This is a genomic window from Okeania sp. SIO2C2 (genome assembly GCF_010692625.1).
Taxonomy (GTDB): domain Bacteria; phylum Cyanobacteriota; class Cyanobacteriia; order Cyanobacteriales; family Microcoleaceae; genus Okeania; species Okeania hirsuta.
Genome location: NZ_JAAHGM010000016.1, coordinates 82,270 through 103,572 on the forward strand (window position 1 = coordinate 82,270; position 21,303 = coordinate 103,572).

Consider the following 21,303-nt stretch of genomic DNA (forward strand, 5'->3'; position numbering starts at 1 on the left):
AGGCACTACAGCAGTTTTCAGGTCAATAAATCACATTAAAAAAACGAGAACCCTGTAGAGACGTTGCATGCAACGTCCCTACCTTGTGGTCTACTCAAATGAAACCTGCTATAATTCACTATTCTAATACCTCAAAAGATTCAACTTCCAACACTGGACCAATCATTGCGATCGTCATCACATCATCTCGGATCGTACCTGTAACTCTTGCCTTCTGGTAAGACTTACATAGCTCAGTCGGAGCATCCTTCAACTCATAAGTCTCACTATCAGTTACTAACGCCCAAGTGCCAGTACCAAATCCTTTCTTTTCCACAGTACCACTCACTGTAATACTACTCATGCTAACTTTTCCTCTGTTCTAATTGCTAAACGTGCTAAACTTAAGCATAACAAGGCATTCACAACTAGGAAAATTTGAGCAGGTATACCAACACCTAATCCCCAGACTGCCGGATCTACAACTGCACTCACAGCCAAACAACTAGCAACACCAATAGTAGTACCGATCGCTAACCACTTCCATTGCTGATTTCCTAATAACAATACAATTAACAATGCTGGAATCAACACACTAGCAAAAATGGGATTCAAAATGCCACTACCTTGAATAGCTCCACCGACTTCAGGTAGGGAACTACCCATCACACGCATCGGCCATTGTGGTAAGTCGAAAACATAGAAACCACGGAGGAAAAATAACCCACTGCTACCAGCAACTAATCCTGTATGGAGAGGGAAACTCCAACTGAAAGGGAAATAATTCCGCAGAAACCAAGCTAATATATAAGACCCCAAGACCATTGCCAACTTCGGTAACAATGCCACAGCACCACCATCAAGCCAAAAACCAGGACTGAGATACCCATTATCATGCAACCACCGGAAGAAGTCGCGGAAAGTAATTTGACCTCTTATTGCCAACTTAACTGCCGCTGCTGCATCCAACTGACCTGCTCCAAAATGATTCAGTGGGTCTTCCTTAACAACTCTGGCAGATTTTTTGAGGATGTTGGAAATTTCCTCTGGGTCTTCAATACCACTAGCTTTGACTAATGCTGCCACACCCGCAACATGGGGAGATGCCATGCTAGTACCTTGGAAGGAAGCAAATACACTATTGCCATTTTCTGGGTTAATGGTTTCTTGCAAAATACCACCAGCTTCATTTTTACCAGAAGTGGAACCGCCAGGAGCAGAAATATCAACGCCTGCACCAAAGTTGGAATAGGAAGCTTTTTCTCCAGTGGGGTCAGTAGCAGAAACGCCGATAACATGGGGATAACGAGCGGGATAACTTGCTGAGTTTTGCCCAGCGTTGCCCGCAGCAGCAATAATAACTACGCCTTTACTATGAGCATAGTTAATAGCTTCCTTCATTATTTGGCTTTCACCGCCACCACCAAGACTCATATTGATGATATCTGCACCATTGTCAGCAGCAAATTTGATAGATTCGGCAATATCGGAAACTGTACCACCGCCACTAGCAGATAATACTTTTAAGGGCATGATGCTAGCTTCATAGGCGATACCTGCTACCCCATATTCGTTATTGGTAGATTGGGCAATAGTCCCTGCAACGTGACTGCCGTGACCATTATCGTCGGTGGCTAAAGTCCGGTCGTTGACAAAATCGTAGCCAGCAACGAATTTAGTTTTTTCCAGGTCAGGAACTCTGGTGACTCCTGTATCAATTACCGCTACAGTTACGCCGTCGCCTTTTGTTTCATTCCATGCTTCCTCCACGTTGATGCTGCGGAGGTTCCATTGTTTCCCGTACATAGGGTCGTTGGGAACGCCGTTCCCGCCTTCAAAGATGATGGCATTGGCGCTATAAACATAGTTTGGTTCTATGTATTCAGTATATTTGTTTAGAGAGTTTTTTAGTTCTTTGAGAAGTTGGCGATCGCCCTTGACAATATACACATTATCTGATAAGGAAAATTCACTATTTAGACGAGGAGTGACTTGGTATTCATCGGAGATTGTCTTAATTTCATCGACAATTTTAGTAACTCCGATATCTTCACGGAAGTCTAATACAATTGAGTCATAGACTCCTTTATTGGCCAAACCTGTAAAGTTAGATAAGGCCCAACCAAGCCCAATTAAAAATAAGCAGACAAACAGAAATTTTTTCATTGTTTGAGAATCTACTATGAACTAAGGACTTTTTTACTACGATAGCTTAGAGTTGACAATATTGGACGGATAATATTATGGCGTTTCACAGAAGGTGTAGCAAGGATAAGGTTATGAGTGCTGTCGCTGATTGTATTCTCCAGGCAGATTCTATTCTTTTCATAGGTGGAGCGGGTTTATCTGCAGACTCTGGGCTACCTACATATCGTGGTGTTGGTGGAGTTTTTGAAGGTGTTCTCACTCAAGAAGGTATACCAATCGAAGAAGCAATGAGTAACAATATGTTACAAACTCGTCCTGAAGTAGCTTGGAAATATCTGTGGCAAATTGGAGAAGCTTGTTATAAAGCAAAATTCAATCGTGCTCATCAGGTAATTGCACAAATTGAGGCTTGGAAACCCAATACATGGGTATGGACTCTGAATGTAGACGGATTCGAGCGCGCTGCTGGAAGTAAAAACTTGATTGAAATACATGGACAACTCTCGGAACTATATTGTGTAGATTGTTCTTACAAGACAACTGCAGAAGAACTCCTCGCCGGATATAGTAAACCGATGGAGTTACCACCCATATGTCCAGCTTGTGGAGGATTAATTCGTCCTGATATGGAGTTATTTGGTGAAGATCATATGAGTTCGTCAGAAGAAACTTTCAAGATAGTAGAAAATATTTCCTTTGATCTGATTTTTTTGATCGGTATCTCCAGAGACTACCCATACATTACTAAACCTTTGTATAGAGCTAAGAGGTTAAACTTCCCCATAGTAGAAATTAATCCTGACTGGCTGGAGTTATTGGGCTTTAAGCGCTTCCAACGCACCTGACCTGACCCCCATTGATCCTCTCAGTCATGGGTGATCGATGGCTTATTTTGTGCTGAGAGTGTTACCCTAAAACCCCCTTTTTTGAACCACGCCAAATTATCGAATTTGTAGGGTTTCCGGAGAACGGTTTGTCAATATTTCGCAACCTGTATCTGTCAGAAGCGCTGTATTTGAAATGAAATAATCTCCTCGTCCTGTTTCCGTGAACCAGGAATGGAGGTGAAGAGCCATTCCAGCACGCAAAACTAAATCACCAGACCTACGAATTCCTGTGACGGCACTGCCACCTGTCCAGCTTGGAGGAAATCCAATACCGACCAGATACCCGCAGTGATGGCGATGGTAATCTCCGAGTCCAGCCTCTTCAGCAATGCCATGCCAGGCATCATAAACGTGTCCGACCGTGACCCCTGGTTCAATGGCATTGACGATGGATTGCATTCCTCGAATGGCCAACTCTGCGGCTTCCTCAGCTATAACAGGTGCTGATCCCACATAAACCAGGCGGCCCATGGGGGCCTGATACTTTCGATAGGCTGCGCCGATCTCGAGTAATACCGAATCGCCGTTTTCAAAAACATCCCCACGCCAGGTAGTGTGCTCGTCACCCGGCCTGCGTCGAGTAGAGCGAATAAACGGCCCAAATCCGGGATACTCACTACCTGCTAGTATCATGGCTCGATGACATTCCGCAGCCACTTCATAGTCACTGGCACCGGAATGCAACGCCTCAGTTGCGGCCAAAGTGCCAGAATCCGCCGCTATCGCTGCACGGCGAGTGTAATTCTGTTCCAAAGGCGACTGAACCATGCGCAATTCGTGTATCAGCGATGAGATGTCCGACCATTCAACACCCGGGAGTCCTTCTACTAGTTTTTCTGCAATATGTGCAGTCAGGAACAAGCTCTTTTTTTCGAGACCTAATCGTGCGCTTCCAAGACCTTCCTTTTTTATTATCGAGGCAAAAAACTCTCCCGAATCTTCTGTATCAGAATGACCTGCGAATCGAGTATTTCGCACCTGTTTCAAAACAGTGGCTTCTTCGATCGCTCGAGCTGCGATTGTGAGATCTCCGTTTAGAGGCACAATCAATACATGGCAAGCGAAGAAGCCCCAGTGATCGAGGCCAGTTAAATAATAGATATTTTCCGGGATGGTTACGATCAAACCATCCAGTTGGCGTTCTAGCATATTGGTGCGAACTGCCTTGAGCCGGTTGGCAAGCTCTTCTTGTGGAAATGGTTCATGAGTAGTCAAGGGTTATGTCCTCCTTTATATTTTTGTAATGATTTTTGGAATGGTTATTCATTGTAATGCTGATTACCATATCGTATCTACTCAAATTTAGTCATGGCAAGAACGTAGGGGCGAATCGCCATTTACCCCTACTGACTTCAGATCTACTCAGGTTTAGTTGCTGTTATAAAAACCATGAGATCGTTAAATTTCAACACTGACTTATCCTGATATTTTTCTTCGATTTCCTTTAAACCTGCTGCCAATTCAGTATCATTAAATGTAGAAAGCATAGACATATAACGATTTTCTACCATTTCAAAATACTGATTTTTTGGCACTTCTAAAGGGTACTCAATCATATCCATATCAACAACAAAACCTACTTGCTGAAGTAAATTAATCATTTCTTGATAGGGAGGTTGGTTTTTTTCAAACAACTCTAGTGCTTTCGTAAATAAAGGATGGTCAATATCAGGTGGCCACAACAATAATAGAAAAATTCCCCCAGGAGTTAATCTTTGATATAAATTCTGGAATAGTATAAATTTTTCCTCTATATGATGGATAGCTTCTTTTAAGAAAATTTTGTTATAAATTCCTGGGTTTTTAGAGAATTTTACTCCATCCATTTCTATGGGATTTAATCGACTATTTGCCGGAATTTTTGCTAGCATTTCAGCAGAAGGATCGACGCAAATAATCGGGTGCTGTAATTGAATTTGATTGAGAATTTCTTGGCTATAAATTCCTGTTCCACAACCAATATCTGCTAAAGTATCTGTGGGAGTTAGATGTAGATGTTCGATGATTTTTTGAGTTGTGAATTTAATATATTCAGGAGAGTACGACCAGAGATTATCGAAAATCTTGGCGATATTTTTGTAATGATTTTCGGAAGTGTTATATATCATAATTAATATTTTTGCTCAAATTTTTGACAAAGTTTTGATGGGTGCATCTCAATTTTGAATAAAGCCCAAAAAATATTGCTTTTAGGCAACAGGGAACAGGGAACATATAGTAAAAAAGTATTTTTGCAAATATGAGATGCACCCCTTTTGATATTATAAAGAATTTAATTCCTGTTGTAAAATTGCTAATACTTGGGTTAAATTACCTGCAAGTAAAGCCTATCGAACTAACCATAAACCAGGGAAATATTCACTATAAATAATACTTTTTTCATTGGGTTTAAGTTTAATATATTTCCCTTCTCTTAATTGTACCCACTCCCGTAATTAGAAATTTGTCTATCTTACCATATATTGTTATCTCTCCCGTTTTTTTTCACTCTCGTTATTTCCCAACAACTCTACTATTCCTTAAACTCCTTCAAAATGGTACTCGCCGCTCTCCAACTTTTGAATCGCAGCGGACTTGATTTCAGGCGGGCATAAACGAAACACTTTCTTACCGGGATTATCAAAGTTCCCTTGCGCTAAACTTTGCACCCCACCAGCTTTAAGAAAACAGAGTGCTTCCACTAACAGTTCTCCGCACAGTCGGTTGATAGCAGCCAGTAGTTGTGGGTAAGTGGCTCTTGGCTGCAGATATAACCTTTGTCTTGCAATTATTGGCCCGCTATCGACCCCTTCGTCGATGAAATGTACGGTAACGCCTTGGGGGAGATCGTGAACGATCGACCAAAGATAGGGATTATTCCCCCTAACAGTCGGCAAATATCCAGGATGCACATTGACAATACCCAGATTGGGAATGCGTAGGATATTCTTGTTGCGGATAATCCGGGTATCTCCCAGCACAATCAGATCTGGGCACAACGCTGTCAGTAGTTCTTCAGATTGTACATCGTTATGATTGGCAGTCTCGACACAGGGAACATTGCGTCCAGCAAGAATCTCTGGTAGGGAGCGAGGCAATGGGGTTTCCGCTGCAATCTTTTGCAATTGTTTCTCAAGTTCCTGTCTACCTGCTGTAGCAGAATCGGAACACTCCTCAATCACGAGGGCAGGTTCCAATCCAGCCTGAATCAAGCGATCCAGCATATAATTTCCTCTGGGGTGTCCCTTAAGATTTAGGTAAGCAAAGGTCATGCGATCTTTTTTGCGGTTTACTATGAATTGCCGCGCATCCGGATCGGCCTGGTAGGAGCCGTCTGGGAGATGCACTTCTGGACTACTAAGGGGAGGGTTAAACACGGATATGATTCGCATATCCTTGCTGGCCCTGAGGTAATACTCGTCATCTAGATTCAGCGCATACAGAGTACCGGGGGTGAGTTTATCAATATTTCCACTCTCAATAACTTCTATTTCACCTTCACCTTCCACACAATACAACGCCTCCACATGATTTTTATAACAGATATGTGTTTCTGTATTGGCAAATATAATGGTGTCATGAAAAGAGAATCCCATTTGATCCTCTTTCAAGAGTAACTGCCGACTCACCCAGTTTTTATTCTCAGCAAATACCTCATGTTCGGTGCCGATAATCTCTTGCAAACGACGTAATATCATGCTTGTTCCTCTTGTGATTCAAACGATTGCTTAACTGATTTTTCAATAATATCGAGACCTTCAAGGAGCAACTCATCTTCAATGGTTAAAGGCGGCAGCAACTTTAGAACCTCATTGTACGATCCGGCAGTCTCAATAATCAACCCCTGTTTAAAGGCGTTTTTGGATACTTTGCGGCTAAAACCCTCTTCAGGAATTTTCAAGCCCTGGATCAATCCCTTCCCTCGAACTTCCATATTCATCTCTTTGTATTGGTTGGCTATATTTTGCAGCCTATCTTGTACAATCTGGCTTTTTCTGATTACCGCATCTTTTAAACCGTCATCTTTCCAATAATTCAACAAGGATATCGATGCAACAAAAGCCAGGTTGTTACCCCGAAAGGTGCCTGTATGCTCTCCCGGTTTCCACTGGTCATGTTCCGGCTTGATGAGCACCAAAGACATGGGAAGTCCACCACCGATAGATTTTGCCATCACTACAATATCTGGGCTGATTCCAGCATCTTCAAAACTGAAAAATGAGCCGCTTCTGCCGTTACCCACTTGGATATCATCTACGATCAGCAGAATGTCAAAGTCTATGCAGATCTGTTGAATCTCTTCCAGCCAATCCCTGCTGGCAACATTAACTCCACCCTCGGCCTGTATTGCTTCCAGGATGATGGCTGCAGGTATATCAATGCCACTGCTTGGGTCTTCAAGCATTCTTCTTAAGAAAGAGGCTGTATTATGCTCAGGACCAAAATAGCTGTCATAGGGCATGAAGCTCACGCAGGCATCCTGTAAAGAGAAATTATTCCGATAGTATGAGTTGCTTGTAATACTCAGTGCGCCCTGAGTAAGGCCGTGGAATGCGTTGGTAAATGCGATAATGCCACGCCGTTTTTTTACGGTTCGACTGAGTTTTAGAGCAGCTTCGATTGCGTTCGCCCCTGTGGGACCTGTGAACTGCACTCTGTATTCAAGATTCCGAGGAGTCAGAATTAAATCTGAAAATTGTTCGAGAAACTCTTTTTTAGCGCGGGTTTCTTTGTCCAAGCTGAGAAGGATGGCATCCTCTTGCAAGTAAGCAATTAAGGCCGCACTTACTTCCGGGGGATTATGTCCGTAGTTTAGGCTCCCAGCGCCTGCAAAAAAATCAATGTATCTTTTGCCTTCTTCATTGTAAAGCAAAGCATTCTTCGCCTTTTCAAAGACTGCGGGAAACGATCTGCTGTAAGTGCGTACATTGGATTCGAGTTTTTCAAAAATACTCATATTAACTACATATCATTTTCATTTGGTGCATGGTAAACAGAGCGATCGCTTAAAAATTATCTACAGGAGTACCAAATTTATTTATAATTTTTAGGTAATTAGAACTTACACATTGACATAATAAAGATATTTTATGGGCTAGAGCAATACTACAAGCCTTCATTATCACTATTCAACTGGATGATATAATTAAACGAAACCCAATATGAGTAGTTCCCGTATCAGGAGCTTGAGACTCTCTAGCAGCAGGTCGATAACGACTACAATAATTTTTAGCACAAAGGTAAGAACCACCTTTGATAACGTGTAAAGCTTCTTCCTGGGGTTTGACTGGATCGAAACTGGCTGTTTTGTCAGTTCCGACGGGGTTTACACTATGGTCTTTGCCAGAATGTCCGACTTGATACCAATCTGAAGTCCATTCCCAAACGTTTCCAGTCATGTCATAAAGTTCGTAACCGTTGGCGGGAAAAGATTCTACTGGTGCAGTACCTAAATAGTTATCTTCTTTAGTATTGAAAAAAGGAAAGATACCTTGCCAGGTATTAGCTTTCTTTGCAGAATATTGATTTCCCCAAGTGAATTCTTGCTCTTGAAGACCACCCCGCCCTGCATATTCCCATTGAGCTTCTGTGGGGAGAGATTTACCCGCCCAATTAGCATAAGCAACGGCATCCTCATAAGCGATGTGAACCACAGGATAATTATCTTTGCCTCTGATGTTGCTCTTTGGACCGTAGGGATGTTGCCAATTAGCACCCACTGTCCAATGCCACCAGCTTAAGTAAGCAACCTGTTGGATACCTTCGGAGGGGGGTTGAAATACAAGGGAACCAGGTTGTCGTTGGTCGTCGGTTAGATTAGGAAATTGTTCTTTTGAGAGGGGGCGTTCAGCAATCGTTTTATAGCCTGTTGCTTCGACAAATTTACGGAATTCGGCGTTCGTGATTTCGTGGCGATCGATGCAAAAACTATCTACAGTGACATCACTTGCAGAAACTTCTGATGGATAATGACTATCCGATCCCATTGTAAAAGTTCCTCCAGGAATAAATACCATGTTTTCAGGACAAGAGGAAATTGAGGAGCCAGAATTGATGGATGCAATATTCACAGGATTAGGAAAACCCAAGAATAGCAATGCTGTGAAATAAACGAGGAAAAATTGATGGAATAAAGGAAAAAGACAGAAATAAGTCATGGGATTCAAAAACATTGTTAGCAAGAATATTAGGAAGCGATCGCCTGTGAAACATTCTTAATTACAGGCGATCGCCATCCTTTTCAAATCTATTGCTGAAAAAATCTCAAAGATTAGTTGTTAGACTCACGACGATCTTGTTCATTGTGTCAGTCTGTCATCCAGTCTATTCCGAAGCATTTGCTTTGGGCTAATTCAGTTAAAATACCATTTAAAAACATTGGTCAAATATCATAAATTGCACGCGCAATAATCAAATCAGGGTGTGTAATGCCCACCCTAAATTTTTAGGTATTAGTCTGAAAATCCTGGCAAGGGAGCAATTGGGAAGTATTTAGGTAAGAGAGACTTAAGTTTAGCTCCGGGTAAATAATCAGCAGGGGTAGCATCAAGTGGTGCCCCCGCCGGAATCAACGGCTCCCGTTCTAAGCTTTTCTGGAAGTCCCCCAGGATTTTATAAAAATACTGGGATACCCACTGTGAACGAGGAATGTTAGTAATACGTTCCTTAGGATCTTCTTTCAAGTTGATTAGGTAAGGTGTTGCCAACTTCAAAGCAGGGTCGAACATATACTTCTGATCGTAATATTGGGAGGTGGAGTTTCTATTGCCTGCGCCATTGCAGGTGGTGCAATAGTTCCAAGGAAGAAGGAAGTCGTGATGACAACAGCCATCACCAGTTTCCAAATCCGGTTCAAAATACCGTTAAAAAACATGGGTAAAATCTCATAATTAAAGAGTTAACAGAACTTAGACTGCATCTCAAGGTAAGAGCTAATTAGGCTTGAGATGAGCTGTAGAATCCTAATCGCTTTATCAGACCCCTATAGCTTTGGCTAAGTTGGACACACAAGAGTTCATCAATCGAATCAGGGTGGCCAAAGCCCAATCTGTTGTGCTATGGGGTACTCCAAAGACTTGAACATTATTTTAGTCCTAAGCCTTCTCTTTGAGTATTCAAAAATTCCAACTTTTTTAAACAATAAAAATAAAATGACTTATTGACAAAAAAAATTATTTTTTTTAAAATCATTTTTCTTGATTTTTTATATATTTAGGGAATTTATGGATATAAACGGTAGTAAAATTGCCAAGAATAACAATGATTTTAGCACAGATAATCAGAACATTTTTTCTTTATCTTTTACAGATGTGGATGGTTTAAAAGAGTTTTTTGCCTATAGCGGGCTAGAAATAATACAACTTACTCCTGGTTCTCTTCAAGCTGAGTTTTTGTCGATTCAGGTTGGTGACATACATTTCATATATATTCAGACAAATCAAGGGACTCAATCTTTTGGTGAAGATATGAAAGAATACCGCTCTTTTTCCATTGCCTGGTTTGAAAATGAAGCGGAATTTTTCTCCTACCGTCACCCTATTGATCCTCGAAGAACTCTTTTTGGTTTCAATGGAATGGGAGCTGACTTCGTAGTTTCTCAAGGTGGAGCAATGATAGAAATTTACATCCCTTTGAAAACTTTTCATACTTATGCAGAGCAACTACAACGCTACGATCTCGACGATAATTTCCTGAGTAGAAATCATGTAAATTTATTACCTGCTGGGATGAAAGAAATTAAGGATTACCTGAAACAACTATTTTGGTTAGCACGACACAAACCCACTTGGTTACACAAACCTCATGTTATCGAGCTTGTTACTAATGATTTTCTGCCTTTGCTGATTAGTAAGATTCCCAATAAAAGACGTTCCAAGAATTTCCTAAAACCTTCCCGACGCACTAAGTTAATTGCTCAAGCAGAGCAAAAAATGTTAGCCAGTTTTGAAGAACCTCTGACCTTAAAACAGCTAGCTCAAGAATTAGAGTCTAGCAGTTCTGCTTTATCCTATGGTTTTAAGGAGTTATTTGGCATGAGTCCCATGCGTTACCTCAAGGTGCGACGACTCAACGCATTACGACAACGCTTGAAGGCAAGCAATCCGGAGAACTTTACTATAACTATGCTTGCGAGTCAATTTGGGTTCTGGAGTCCAGGTCATTTTACTAGAGATTACAAAGCCATGTTTGGGGAGTTGCCTTCAGAGACGTTGAGAAAGACTGCAAAAAGTTAGTTTGGGTCTTTGTAGTAAGGCTTGAGCAAAAAGATAGATATTTTATGGGCTAAAGCCCTACTACGAGCCTTCATTATCACTATTCAACTCGACATCATAGCACAGTCTCCCCTTATATAATTAGGCGAAATCCAATATGGGTTGTGCCAGTATCAGGAGCTTGAGATTCTCTGGCAGCAGGGCGATAACGACTACAATAATTTTTAGCACACAGGTAAGAACCACCTTTGATCACGTGCAATGCTCCTTCCTCGGGTTTGACCGGATCGAAACTGGCGGTTTTGTCAGGTCCGACGGGGTTTAAACTATGGTCTTTGCCAGAATGTCCGACTTGATACCAGTCTGAGGTGAGTTCCCAAACGTTTCCGGTCATTTCATAAAGTCCGTAACCGTTGGGGGGAAAAGATTCTACTGGTGCAGTTCCTAAATAATTATCCTCTTTGGTATTGAAAAAGGGAAACATCCCTTGCCAGGTATTGGCTTTCTTGGCAGAATATTGATTTCCCCAAGTGAATTCTTGCTCTTGAAGACCTCCCCGCGCTGCATATTCCCATTGAGCTTCTGTGGGGAGAGACTTTCCTGCCCAATTAGCATAAGCAACGGCATCCTCATAAGCGATGTGAACCACAGGATAATTATCTTTCCCTCTGATGTTGCTCTTCGGACCGTAGGGGTGTTGCCAATTAGCACCGACTGTCCAATGCCACCAGCTTAAATAAGCAACTTGTTGGATACCTTCGGAGGGGGGTTGAAAGACGAGGGAACCAGGTTGTCGTTGCTCGTCGGTTAGATTGGGGAATTGTGATTTTGAGAGGGGGCGTTCGGCAATGGTTTTATAGCCTGTTGCCTTGACAAATTTGCGGAATTCGGCATTGGTGATTTCGTGGCGATCGATGCAAAAACTATCTACTGTGACGTCACTTGCAGAAATTTCTGAAGGGTAATGAGAATCAGATCCCATTGTAAAAGTGCCTCCAGGAATAAATACCATTCCCTGTGGACAACTATTATCTGTAGAAGATGCTTGTGCTGGTGTGGAGAAAGGGAAAATCAGGGATATTGTTAGGAAAAAGATAATAAGTGGTTTATGCCAAAAAGTTTTCATAAAATGATTGAGAATTCGATAATACAATGTCTTAATTTAATTTAGTATCAGGTGATATCAAATCCCGATAATTACTATACCCAAGTCATTGCGACTTACACTCGTGGAAGGAAGCAATCTCAAGGATTTTCGAGATTGCTTCCTATCGTCGATAGGGACGACTTTTTAACCACATTATATATATATGTATGAGCGATGTTGGGAAAATTCATCGTCAATTTAACTTTCCTGGCGGGAAGTCCCGCGCTCTCCATCCCCCCTAACCCCCCTTTGGAAGGGGGGAGGGGAGCGTCGGGATGAAACCCAGGGCCAGGATTCGGATACCTCCATAAGCTAAACGTTCGTGTGCCCTTGATAAGCCAGGAGCATTTTGTTATTATCAATGTCAACACAGGGGGAGGACATCACCTCTGTCTAAACAGCGGTCAGGGTTTCCCAGACGCTCAGAATCCCTATTTTTCCATCCCCCCTAACCCCACGAGTGAAAGGGGGGAATAGAAGGGCAACGTCGGGAGTATGTCAAACTTCTCGAAAGTAGCTTGAACTGTTGTCAAGAGAAATAGGAGGATCTATTTTCAACAATAGTCTTCAAAAGATCCTCCTAAATTCTACTTATGTGTACACCTTAGTGTAATCAGCTAATAGACTTAGTTTAGTCCTCAAGATTCATGTTCTCAAGATCGTCTAACAGCTCTTGCAATTGCCCATCAATGGTAAAGGAAGCCGGAACTTGACGGGGAGGATAGTACCGAAACGTGTCCAGGAATTTGCCAACGTAATATTGGCTTGGTGGAACCACGAACGCATGATTGGTCTTCCAAATGTCATAGTATGATGATTCTCCTGGCGCACGCTCAAAAGGATCGCGACGCAGGTTAAGGACAATAGGCATCCTCAACTTAATAAAAGGCTCAGACCAGACTTTGGCACCTTTTTCCCGTTGCTCGGCAAAGATCAGTTTCCAATCATCATAGCGCAAAGCTGAGGGATAAGCATCATCCGTGAGATAGAACATTTCGTGACGGGGTGCTTCTACATTTGGCAATTCACTAATATTGTCAAGGTAATCCAGGCGAGGTAAGAAGTTATACCCATCTAGGTGCAGCGGGTGGAAATCCCGATCGTTGGCTTGATAAACCACAGGGAGTTCAGTCCCATCGCAGGTACCGTCTGTTGGAGGCTCTTCTTCAAGACAAGGGTTGAGCAATTGAGTCTTAACATCTTGAAGTTCTTCAATTCCAGTTGCCGAAGCTAGAGTTGGTAACCAATCCAACATGGAAATGATATCGTTGGACACGACACCACCTTTCCAACGGGCAGGCCAGCGCACCAAAAAGGGAACCCGGAAACCACCTTCCCAGTTGGTGTTCTTTTCCCCGTGGAATGGAATAGTCCCACCATCAGGCCACTTATAGAATTGCGCTCCATTATCTGCGGTGTAGATAACTATCGTGTTGTCTGCAATACCCAACTCATCAAGTTCGTCGAGCAGCTCGCCCACCATACCATCATTTTCTACCATACCATCAGCAAAGAGTCCTTGACCGGTGACACCTTCCGACTCAGGCTTCAAATGGGTATATACGTGCATCCGACTGGGGTTCAACCAGACGAAGAAGGGCTTGTTATTATTGACTGCCTTTCCCATAAAGTCTACGGCTGCACCTTGAAACTCCTCATCCACCGTAGGCATCCGAGCAGTATCGAGGGGTCCTGTGTTGCAAATCACTTGGTAACCCACAGGACCTTCACTTTCAGGAGCATCTTCATCTACAACATAAGATCGCTCAAGGTTGCAGGCATGCTCTGGAACTAGAGAATCATGAAGTTCCTTCGCTTGTGCCACCGTCTGAGGCGATCCTTCCACCCTCGTATCATAAGAATGGAGAACGCCCTTGGGACCATACTTTTTAACGTAGTCACCGTCTGGTCCGCCCGGATAATCAGCGTTTTCTGGCTCTTCCTCAGAGTTGAGGTGATAGAGATTGCCATAAAACTCTTCAAAACCATGATTGGTGGGAAGAAACTCATCGCTATCGCCGAGGTGGTTTTTGCCAAATTGGCCTGTGGCATAGCCCTGTTCTTTCAAGACTTCAGCCAGGGTAATATCTTTGGTGCTGAGTCCCAAATCAGACCCAGGGAGACCTACTTTAGTCAAACCAGTACGTCCAGGGCTTTGACCCGTGATGAATGCTGCCCGTCCAGCGGTACAGCTATTTTCTGCATAAGCATCGGTAAAGCGAATGCCTTCTTCGGCAATGCGATCGATGTTGGGGGTACGGTAGCCCATCATGCCGTCGTTGTAGGCACTGAGGTTAAACCAACCCACATCGTCAGTCATGATGACGAGAATGTTAGGTTGGTTGGTGTTCTCCTGGAGCAACGTCTCTTCAGAGGCATTTACAGCCCCCTCAATTGTGTCACCTGAAATGCTAGGTGTGCTAGCTTCCTGGGGCCACCTTTGTTGAAAGGCATCTAAAGCCTTGATCATTAAGTCACTTGAAAGCCCCATTTTTTCCTTGGGCAGCTCAAAGTTAAAGTTTTGATAAGCAAAAGCAGGAGCGATCGGGAACCAGGGAAGCATTCCCGAGAGGAATAGTAGAAGGGAGGTCGCGATCGCGATTCCCATTTTTATAACTCGTTTCACGAACCAAAAAACTCCTTAATTTGGGTGGTATTTTCTTTTTGTTCCATTCAATATTATGAATGCGCGATTGTTTGGTTCTGGTCAAGCCCCCTAAATCCCCCAATCTTGGGGGACTTTTAGAGTTAGCTAGGATTGTAGGATTGTAGGTTGGGTTGAGCGATAGTGAAACCCAACATTGTCAGGATTCTGTTGGGTTTATCCTACGGATAAGCTCCGAAGATCGTCCCTCAACCCAACTACATTATTGTTGATTTTTAGGCTTAACTGAACTTTATTGCTCCAGATCGAACTATTAGCTTGAGTTTGGATTGTAGGATTGTAGGTTGGGTTGAGCGATAGTGAAACCCAACATTGTCAAGACTCTGTTGGGTTTCGTTCCTCAACCCAACCTACATTATTGTTGATTTTTAGGCTTAACTGAACTTTATTGCTCCAGATCGAACTATTAGCTTGAGTTTTGATAGTCCACCACAAAGCGCGAACGCATTTTCGGGTAAACCATAAACTCACCTGTTAGCTAGAATTGTAGGTTGGGTTGAGCGATAGTGAAACCCAACATTGTCAGGATTCTGTTGGGTTTCGTCCCTCAACCCAACCTACGTTATTGTTGATTTTTAGGCTTAACTCAACTGTATCGATCCAGATCAAACTCTTAGCTTGAGTTTGGATAGTTCACCCCAAAGCGCGATCGCCTTTTCGGGTAAACCATAAACTCACTTGTTAGCTAGTTGCAAGGTAAAAACCAAAATCAAAAATCTGAAATTGGAATTGATTACTCAATGGGAGTCACTTCAATTGAATCGATGATGTCTTGAACAATCTCATCAGGATTGCTGGTGACAAGACCCTGACTGGGCGGATACTTTTCAAATGTCTGCAGGTACTTCTGCACCAGTCCGATGGCTGGTGTGATCAAGTACTGTCGGCGGAACCACCAGTCGTTATAGCTGTTTGAATCAGTATCAGCCCGCTCGTAAGGATCTCGGCGCAAGTTAAATATCTTGGGAATCCGCAGTTTCACAAACGGCTCGCGCCAGAGATCGAAATAGTGGGCTCGCTGTTCCATAAAAACCAATTTCCAGTCGCCAAGACGAACCCCCGGCATTTTTCCTTCATCATTGAAGTAGATGAAGCCTGGACGTGCCCCCTTGGAACCTGGTTCGCCTGCAGTTTCCAGATAAGGCAGTTGGTTATAACCATCTAGATAAGTACCGCAGAGATTAGTGGCAATATCTTGAGGGCAATCCCGCATTAGGGTTGTTTTGTAATCCGCGTACTTCTCTTCACCTAATGCTTCACCTACCGCTGCCATCAGCGTCGGCACCCAATCCAAGTGGGAGAAAATCTCGTGGGAAACTACTCCTGCAGGGATATGACCAGGCCAGCTTACTAAAGCAGGAACACGATAGCCACCTTCCCAGTTGGTGTTCTTTTCAGCTCGGAAAGGACTTATACCACCATCAGGCCACATATTATAATGGGGACCATTATCGGTGGTATATACAACAATCGTATTCTCTTTAATACCGAGCTGCTCGACCAAGTTGAGTAACTCGCCTACATGACCGTCATGCTCTACCATGCCATCACCGTAGAAATTTTGGCCACTGATTCCCTTAACCTCATCATTCAGGTGAGTATTGTGGTGCATGCGGGTGGAGTTAAACCAGGTTAAGAAAGGTTGGTCGTTGTTGACGGCAGTGGTGATGAAGTCCTTGGTGCGCTCAAGGAATATATCATCAATCGTTTTCATGCGCTCAATAGTTAGCGCTCCAGTGTCTTCGCAGTACTGATTGCCCAATTCACCAAAGCGTCTGAGAGCTATTTTCCTGGAATTTTTCAGATCGGGAAGTGGATTTCCATCTGTGTCCAGTTCAGGAAGTGGATTTCCATCTGTGTCGAAAATCGCATCATCTTTATAATAAACATCTGGTGATGCTTTGCAATCTAGCACGCCGCGCGGTCCAACGTTTTCTGCAAATAGACCATCGGGTCCCCCTGGATAGTCGGCGTTTTCCGGTTCCTCTTCTGCATTCAAGTGGTAGAGATTACCAAAGAATTTATCAAAGCCATGGACTGTTGGTAGAAACTTGTTTACATCGCCCAAGTGGTTTTTACCAAACTGGCCAGTCGTGTAGCCCAGAGGCTTCAGCATTTCGGCCAGGGTGGGATCTTCGTGTTGGAGGCCGAAGGGTGCGCCGGGGAAACCCACTCTCAGCAGACCGGTACGCAGGGCGCTTTGCCCGGTGATAAACGCCGCCCGACCAGCGGTGCAGCTTTGTTCGGCGTAGTAGTCGGTGAACAGCACACCATCCTTGGCAATGCTGTCAATATTAGGGGTGTCGTAACCAACAATGCCTTTTTCGTAGGCGCTGAGATTTGTCCAACCAATATCATCTCCCATAATCACCAAAATGTTAGGAAGTTGAGTTGTTTGGGCAAATGCAGCAGATGTAGGTAGCCAAGGCAACATCCCTACAAACCAAAGCGTTAAGGACATCGCCATAGCGATCGCCTTTTTCATGACTCGTTGCATGAAAATAAACTCCTTAATTTTTAGATAAATTCAACAACCAATTTCATAAGGCAAAAATCAAATTTGTGACTTTGGTGTTCCACTTTAGTGTTAATCTGACTGTTTGAACATTCAAAAATTCCCACTTTTTGAATCATAAGATTTCAAAAAATAATTGAAGTCAAATATTAAATTTATTTATAATTATTTTTGCTTAGGTAATGAGTGTAAAAAAGAATAAAATTGACCAGGATAAATCTGGGACAAATAATCAGCAGATTACCTCCCTTTCCTTTACAGATGTGGATCGTTTCACTGAGTTTTTTGGCTATGGTGGAATGCAGATGATACAACTAACTGTTGGTGCTCTCCACAGTAAGTTTTTGTCGATCCGGATTGGTGACTTACATTTCATATACAATCAGGCGAATCAAGGGATTCAAACTTGGGGCTTAGACTTGAAGAAATACCGAGATTTTACGATGGTTTGGTTTGAGAATGAAGGAGAATTTTACTCCCACCGTCGCCCTATCGATCCTCAAAGGACTATTTTTGGTTTCAATGGAGATGAAGTAGACTTCCTCATGCCTCAAGGTGGAACGATCGCAAATATTTTAATCCCTGTGGAAACTTTTCATGCTTATGCAAACCAACTACAACGCCACGATCTGGATGATTGTTTCCTGAGTAAAAATTATGTGAATTTGTTACCAACTGAGATGAAAGAAATTAAAGATTACTTGAAGGAAATATTTTGGTTAGCAGAACATCAACCAAGTTATTTACAACAAGATCATGTTGTGGATCTTATTACTAATGATTTCCTGCCTTTGTTAATTAGTAAAATTCCCATTAAATGGAATTCCAAGAGTTCCCTCAAACCTTCCCGACAAGCTAAGTTGATTACCCAAGCAGAGCAAGAAATGTTATCTAGTTTTGAAGAACCTCTGACCTTAAAAAAACTAGCTCAAAATTTAGAGTCTAGCAGTTCCGCCTTATCCCGTGGTTTTCAGGAGTTATTTGGCATGAGTCCGATGCGTTATCTCAAGGTGCGAAGACTCAATGCACTGCGACAACGCCTGAAGGCAAGCGATCCGAAGAACTATAGTATAACTATGCTTGCGAGTCAATATGGGTTCTGGAGTGCAGGTCATTTTGCTAGAGATTACAAAGCTATGTTTGGAGAGTTGCCTTCAGAGACGTTGCGGAAGACTGCAAAAGTTTAGTTTGAGTATTAGACATCTCCAAAAATCAAAAATAAAATCAATTATTATCCAGAAATTATCAATTATTCCCCTCCTGGGAGGGGTGAGGGGTGGGTTAAGTGTTCCCTGTTCCCTGTTCCCTGTTCCCTGTTCCCTGTTCCCTCTTTTCTGGAGATGTCTATATGATGGATAAAATAAAGTTTTCATAAAATGGTTGAGAATTAGTCGATCAATTCAACAATATGGGAAATAATACCAAAATGCTGTTCTAAAATTAAGAAAAGATAACTAGAAAATCTAAAGGTTAATATGGAAAGAGGTTTATTGTGGTTGCCCCTATTGGGTGTGTTTATCTGGTTAGCTTGGGCAGGTTGGAATGAGTATCAAAAGTTGGAATCTTACCGTGCTTGGGCAGAATCTTTTGAGAAAGCTAAATATGATATTTATGCAGTATTGGGTCAAAATGGTGAAAGTATAACTTGGGGAAAACCTACACGTAAGGGACCTGTTAATTTGGAAACCTTTTCTTTGTCAGATGTGATTTCGCTACAATTATTAGTTAATAATAAGGTAGTAGATCCGGAAAATTTACCAGGTCAAGGTAAAGTAGTTTTGGAGTTGATTTTTTCTGATTCTAAAAATATCCAAATTCCGTTTACAGATATTGATTTAGCTTTTAATTGGTGCAAATATTTACAGCAAAAATTATAGTAGTTGAAGTAAACTTTAGTAAATTTCTCTGTTCCCTTAAAAAAATAGATATTTCATAAAAAAAATGTCGGAATGTTCCATGGCAAGTTGTTAAGCATTTAAACCATATATCCAATTTTTGTTCAAGGCAACAGGCAACAGAAAACAGGGAATATAAAACCTAAATGATTTTTAGCTTACCTCCCTATAAGTTTAATGGGTGTTGGTGATGCGTGGCTATGATTTTGCTTTAATGGCGATGGCATAAACATTAACTGAAAAGCATTTTATATTTTGCAAAATTTAGGTTTCATAGCTTGATTCACCAACACCGTTTAATATCATGTTCCCCCTCCGGGGGAGCTACGAATTGCGGTTGAATACTTATAAATAAATGTTGTGAGTCCTCAGGAGTCAGGAGTCAACCCACCCCTCGCCCCTCCCAGGAGGGGGAGTCAGGAGTCAGGAGGAAATATTGGAGAAAAAGAGGAAATATTGGAGAAAAGTAAAGACAATTTCAGTATTTATTTGATACCGTCGGTACTGTCAGTCCTTAAATTTTATTTATAACTGACCCGTCCGAACATGATATAATGGGTAGTCCTCCATCGTAATGGTAGATAGGAACAATCAATGTCCAGTGGTAGCATCCTGCCCGCGAGTACGGGAGCAAGATGCTCCCACTGTTTTCCTCACAAAAATAGGCGTTGGTGAAGCGCGGGTATGATACTAATCTTAATTACTTAGGAGTCAACCCACCCCTGCCCCTCCCAGGAGGGGAATTCAGTCGGACTGAGTCAGGAGGGAAGAAAGAAGAATAAACCCCGAGTATAAGGAGAAAGTTTTTTGGTCGGGTAAGTACGGGAGCAAGATGCTCCCACTGTTTTATATCATGTCCGGTAGCATCGGTATTGTATAGCAAGGGTAGGGAACACTTAACTGGGAACACTTAACTGGGAACAGGCAAGAATACTTAAGAGCAAGAAAAAAACTTAAATTTCCTGTAGATATTCACCTTTGGGTTTACACGAACGATACCAGCGGACATGATATTACTCACAAAAATAATAAAAAATCAAATCAATTATAATAGGGGATAAATTATCAATTATTCCCCTCCTGGGAGGGGTGAGGGGTGGGTTCCCTGCTCCCTGCTCCCTGCTCCCTGCTCCCTGCTCCCTCTTTTCTGGAGATGTTTCAATAATTAGGGTTTGCTGAAAAAGTCTTATGGGTGAGGGTAGGAGACAGGAGACAGGAGACAGGAGACAGGAGGAACGGGGAATTTAGAGTAGGTAGGAGTAAGAATTGTCAGAATGATTTCTCTGCCCAACTTTTGCCTAAAATACTCTCCATGCATGAGCATGAAGAGCTGAAAACCAGGCACTTTTTTCGACCTCAAAAAGGCACTTGTCTTTATATGTCAATGCTTTTAGATTTAATCAGCAAGCCCTAATTAATAATTAACAATTAATAATTAATTATTACCTCTTATTGAAAACGGATAGGATTGATTAAAAAGGAAATTTTTTTCTTCTCTTGGTCGATTGGATATGGCGAGGAAACCCGCTCTGATTAGAGCCGCTCCGAAGTACGCCATCCCATCCTTACGGAAAGCTCCGAAGATCGACCGCTGTCTTGGTTGATTGGATATGGCGAGGGGACCTCGCCATCCCTCAACCGCTTTTTTCTCCTTTAAAAGAGGCTTTAATATCAAATCCGGTAGCATCAGTGTAATTAGATAGTTAATCTAGGAGTCAGGAGTCAACCCACCCCTCGCCCCTCCCCCTCCCAGGAGGGGAAGTCAGGAGTCAGGAGGGAAGAGAATGCGCGAAACATTTGCTCTTGGATGAAGATGAAAATTTTTTTTATACCGAACCCGAGCGGATTTGATATAAACCCTTATTTATCGGTAAT

17 protein-coding genes are annotated in these 21,303 nt (G+C 42.4%); 6 read left to right on the top strand and 11 right to left on the bottom strand.

What is annotated here, in order from left to right; genetic code table 11:
- Window positions 1–118 precede the first annotated feature (118 nt).
- Both F6K18_RS15820 and F6K18_RS15825 read right to left on the bottom strand, forming a co-directional pair.
- Entirely contained in the window at window positions 119–343 is a 225-nt protein-coding gene (locus tag F6K18_RS15820; RefSeq protein WP_287522104.1) for a hypothetical protein, read from the bottom strand.
- The gene (locus F6K18_RS15825; RefSeq protein ID WP_287522105.1) at window positions 340–2,145 is read right to left on the bottom strand and encodes a S8 family peptidase; all 1,806 of its coding nucleotides are present in this window, start codon (window positions 2,143–2,145) and stop codon (window positions 340–342) included. The genes F6K18_RS15820 and F6K18_RS15825 overlap by 4 nt, the downstream gene beginning before the upstream one ends.
- 113 nt (window positions 2,146–2,258) lie before the next feature.
- Between F6K18_RS15825 and F6K18_RS15830 the strand changes: the two genes are divergently transcribed.
- Window positions 2,259–2,972, top strand: a complete 714-nt coding sequence (locus F6K18_RS15830; RefSeq protein WP_287522106.1) for a Sir2 family NAD-dependent protein deacetylase — start codon at window positions 2,259–2,261, stop codon at window positions 2,970–2,972.
- 96 nt (window positions 2,973–3,068) lie between these two features.
- Here F6K18_RS15830 and F6K18_RS15835 read toward each other — a convergent pair whose 3' ends face one another.
- The 6 genes from F6K18_RS15835 to F6K18_RS15860 form a co-directional block, all read right to left on the bottom strand.
- Window positions 3,069–4,229: a Xaa-Pro peptidase family protein gene (locus F6K18_RS15835; protein WP_287522108.1), complete on the bottom strand. Its 1,161-nt coding sequence runs from the start codon at window positions 4,227–4,229 to the stop codon at window positions 3,069–3,071.
- Between the two features lie 143 nt (window positions 4,230–4,372).
- The gene (locus F6K18_RS15840; RefSeq protein ID WP_287522110.1) at window positions 4,373–5,122 is read right to left on the bottom strand and encodes a class I SAM-dependent methyltransferase; all 750 of its coding nucleotides are present in this window, start codon (window positions 5,120–5,122) and stop codon (window positions 4,373–4,375) included.
- A 411-nt stretch (window positions 5,123–5,533) separates the two neighbouring features.
- Window positions 5,534–6,691, bottom strand: coding sequence for an ectoine synthase (locus F6K18_RS15845; RefSeq protein ID WP_287522112.1), 1,158 nt, complete (start codon window positions 6,689–6,691; stop codon window positions 5,534–5,536).
- Window positions 6,688–7,950, bottom strand: coding sequence for a diaminobutyrate--2-oxoglutarate transaminase (ectB, locus tag F6K18_RS15850; protein ID WP_287522113.1), 1,263 nt, complete (start codon window positions 7,948–7,950; stop codon window positions 6,688–6,690). The genes F6K18_RS15845 and ectB overlap by 4 nt, the downstream gene beginning before the upstream one ends.
- A 172-nt stretch (window positions 7,951–8,122) precedes the next feature.
- On the bottom strand, window positions 8,123–8,980 hold the full coding sequence (locus F6K18_RS15855) for a formylglycine-generating enzyme family protein (protein ID WP_287522115.1): 858 nt from the start codon (window positions 8,978–8,980) through the stop codon (window positions 8,123–8,125).
- A gap of 465 nt (window positions 8,981–9,445) precedes the next feature.
- Window positions 9,446–9,838 carry a hypothetical protein gene (locus F6K18_RS15860; RefSeq protein WP_287522116.1) on the bottom strand — a complete coding sequence of 131 codons (393 nt, stop codon included), beginning with the start codon at window positions 9,836–9,838 and terminating at the stop codon, window positions 9,446–9,448.
- 378 nt (window positions 9,839–10,216) lie between these two features.
- Between F6K18_RS15860 and F6K18_RS15865 the strand changes: the two genes are divergently transcribed.
- Window positions 10,217–11,227 (top strand): AraC family transcriptional regulator, encoded by a 1,011-nt coding sequence (locus F6K18_RS15865; protein ID WP_287522117.1) that lies wholly within the window; start codon window positions 10,217–10,219, stop codon window positions 11,225–11,227.
- Window positions 11,228–11,339: 112 nt separating this feature from the next.
- Here F6K18_RS15865 and F6K18_RS15870 read toward each other — a convergent pair whose 3' ends face one another.
- The 3 genes from F6K18_RS15870 to F6K18_RS15880 form a co-directional block, all read right to left on the bottom strand.
- On the bottom strand, window positions 11,340–12,332 hold the full coding sequence (locus F6K18_RS15870; protein ID WP_287522118.1) for a formylglycine-generating enzyme family protein: 993 nt from the start codon (window positions 12,330–12,332) through the stop codon (window positions 11,340–11,342).
- Between the two features lie 652 nt (window positions 12,333–12,984).
- Window positions 12,985–14,961, bottom strand: a complete 1,977-nt coding sequence (locus tag F6K18_RS15875; protein ID WP_287522120.1) for an arylsulfatase — start codon at window positions 14,959–14,961, stop codon at window positions 12,985–12,987.
- A gap of 790 nt (window positions 14,962–15,751) precedes the next feature.
- The gene (locus tag F6K18_RS15880; RefSeq protein WP_287522121.1) at window positions 15,752–17,515 is read right to left on the bottom strand and encodes an arylsulfatase; all 1,764 of its coding nucleotides are present in this window, start codon (window positions 17,513–17,515) and stop codon (window positions 15,752–15,754) included.
- A gap of 200 nt (window positions 17,516–17,715) precedes the next feature.
- Between F6K18_RS15880 and F6K18_RS15885 the strand changes: the two genes are divergently transcribed.
- From F6K18_RS15885 to F6K18_RS15900, 4 genes are all read left to right on the top strand, one after another.
- The gene (locus tag F6K18_RS15885) at window positions 17,716–18,720 is read left to right on the top strand and encodes a helix-turn-helix transcriptional regulator (RefSeq protein WP_287522122.1); all 1,005 of its coding nucleotides are present in this window, start codon (window positions 17,716–17,718) and stop codon (window positions 18,718–18,720) included.
- Window positions 18,721–19,008: 288 nt separating this feature from the next.
- Complete coding sequence (locus F6K18_RS15890; protein ID WP_287522124.1) at window positions 19,009–19,410, top strand: hypothetical protein; 402 nt, start codon at window positions 19,009–19,011, stop codon at window positions 19,408–19,410.
- A 378-nt stretch (window positions 19,411–19,788) separates the two neighbouring features.
- Entirely contained in the window at window positions 19,789–19,959 is a 171-nt protein-coding gene (locus F6K18_RS15895) for a hypothetical protein (RefSeq protein ID WP_287522125.1), read from the top strand.
- Window positions 19,960–20,620: 661 nt separating this feature from the next.
- Entirely contained in the window at window positions 20,621–20,842 is a 222-nt protein-coding gene (locus tag F6K18_RS15900) for a hypothetical protein (protein ID WP_287522127.1), read from the top strand.
- Window positions 20,843–21,303: the final 461 nt, after the last annotated feature.

What these genes read in the sequence shown, in the direction of transcription:
- F6K18_RS15820 (WP_287522104.1), bottom strand. Translation starts at nt 343, where the DNA reads ATGAGTAGTATTACAGTGAGTGGTACTGTGGAAAAGAAAGGATTTGGT.
- F6K18_RS15825 (WP_287522105.1), bottom strand. Translation starts at nt 2,145, where the DNA reads ATGAAAAAATTTCTGTTTGTCTGCTTATTTTTAATTGGGCTTGGTTGG.
- F6K18_RS15830 (WP_287522106.1), top strand. Translation starts at nt 2,259, where the DNA reads ATGAGTGCTGTCGCTGATTGTATTCTCCAGGCAGATTCTATTCTTTTC.
- F6K18_RS15840 (WP_287522110.1), bottom strand. Translation starts at nt 5,122, where the DNA reads ATGATATATAACACTTCCGAAAATCATTACAAAAATATCGCCAAGATT.
- F6K18_RS15845 (WP_287522112.1), bottom strand. Translation starts at nt 6,691, where the DNA reads ATGATATTACGTCGTTTGCAAGAGATTATCGGCACCGAACATGAGGTA.
- ectB (WP_287522113.1), bottom strand. Translation starts at nt 7,950, where the DNA reads ATGAGTATTTTTGAAAAACTCGAATCCAATGTACGCACTTACAGCAGA.
- F6K18_RS15855 (WP_287522115.1), bottom strand. Translation starts at nt 8,980, where the DNA reads ATGGGATCGGATAGTCATTATCCATCAGAAGTTTCTGCAAGTGATGTC.
- F6K18_RS15865 (WP_287522117.1), top strand. Translation starts at nt 10,217, where the DNA reads ATGGATATAAACGGTAGTAAAATTGCCAAGAATAACAATGATTTTAGC.
- F6K18_RS15870 (WP_287522118.1), bottom strand. Translation starts at nt 12,332, where the DNA reads ATGAAAACTTTTTGGCATAAACCACTTATTATCTTTTTCCTAACAATA.
- F6K18_RS15875 (WP_287522120.1), bottom strand. Translation starts at nt 14,961, where the DNA reads ATGGGAATCGCGATCGCGACCTCCCTTCTACTATTCCTCTCGGGAATG.
- F6K18_RS15880 (WP_287522121.1), bottom strand. Translation starts at nt 17,515, where the DNA reads ATGCAACGAGTCATGAAAAAGGCGATCGCTATGGCGATGTCCTTAACG.
- F6K18_RS15885 (WP_287522122.1), top strand. Translation starts at nt 17,716, where the DNA reads ATGAGTGTAAAAAAGAATAAAATTGACCAGGATAAATCTGGGACAAAT.
- F6K18_RS15890 (WP_287522124.1), top strand. Translation starts at nt 19,009, where the DNA reads ATGGAAAGAGGTTTATTGTGGTTGCCCCTATTGGGTGTGTTTATCTGG.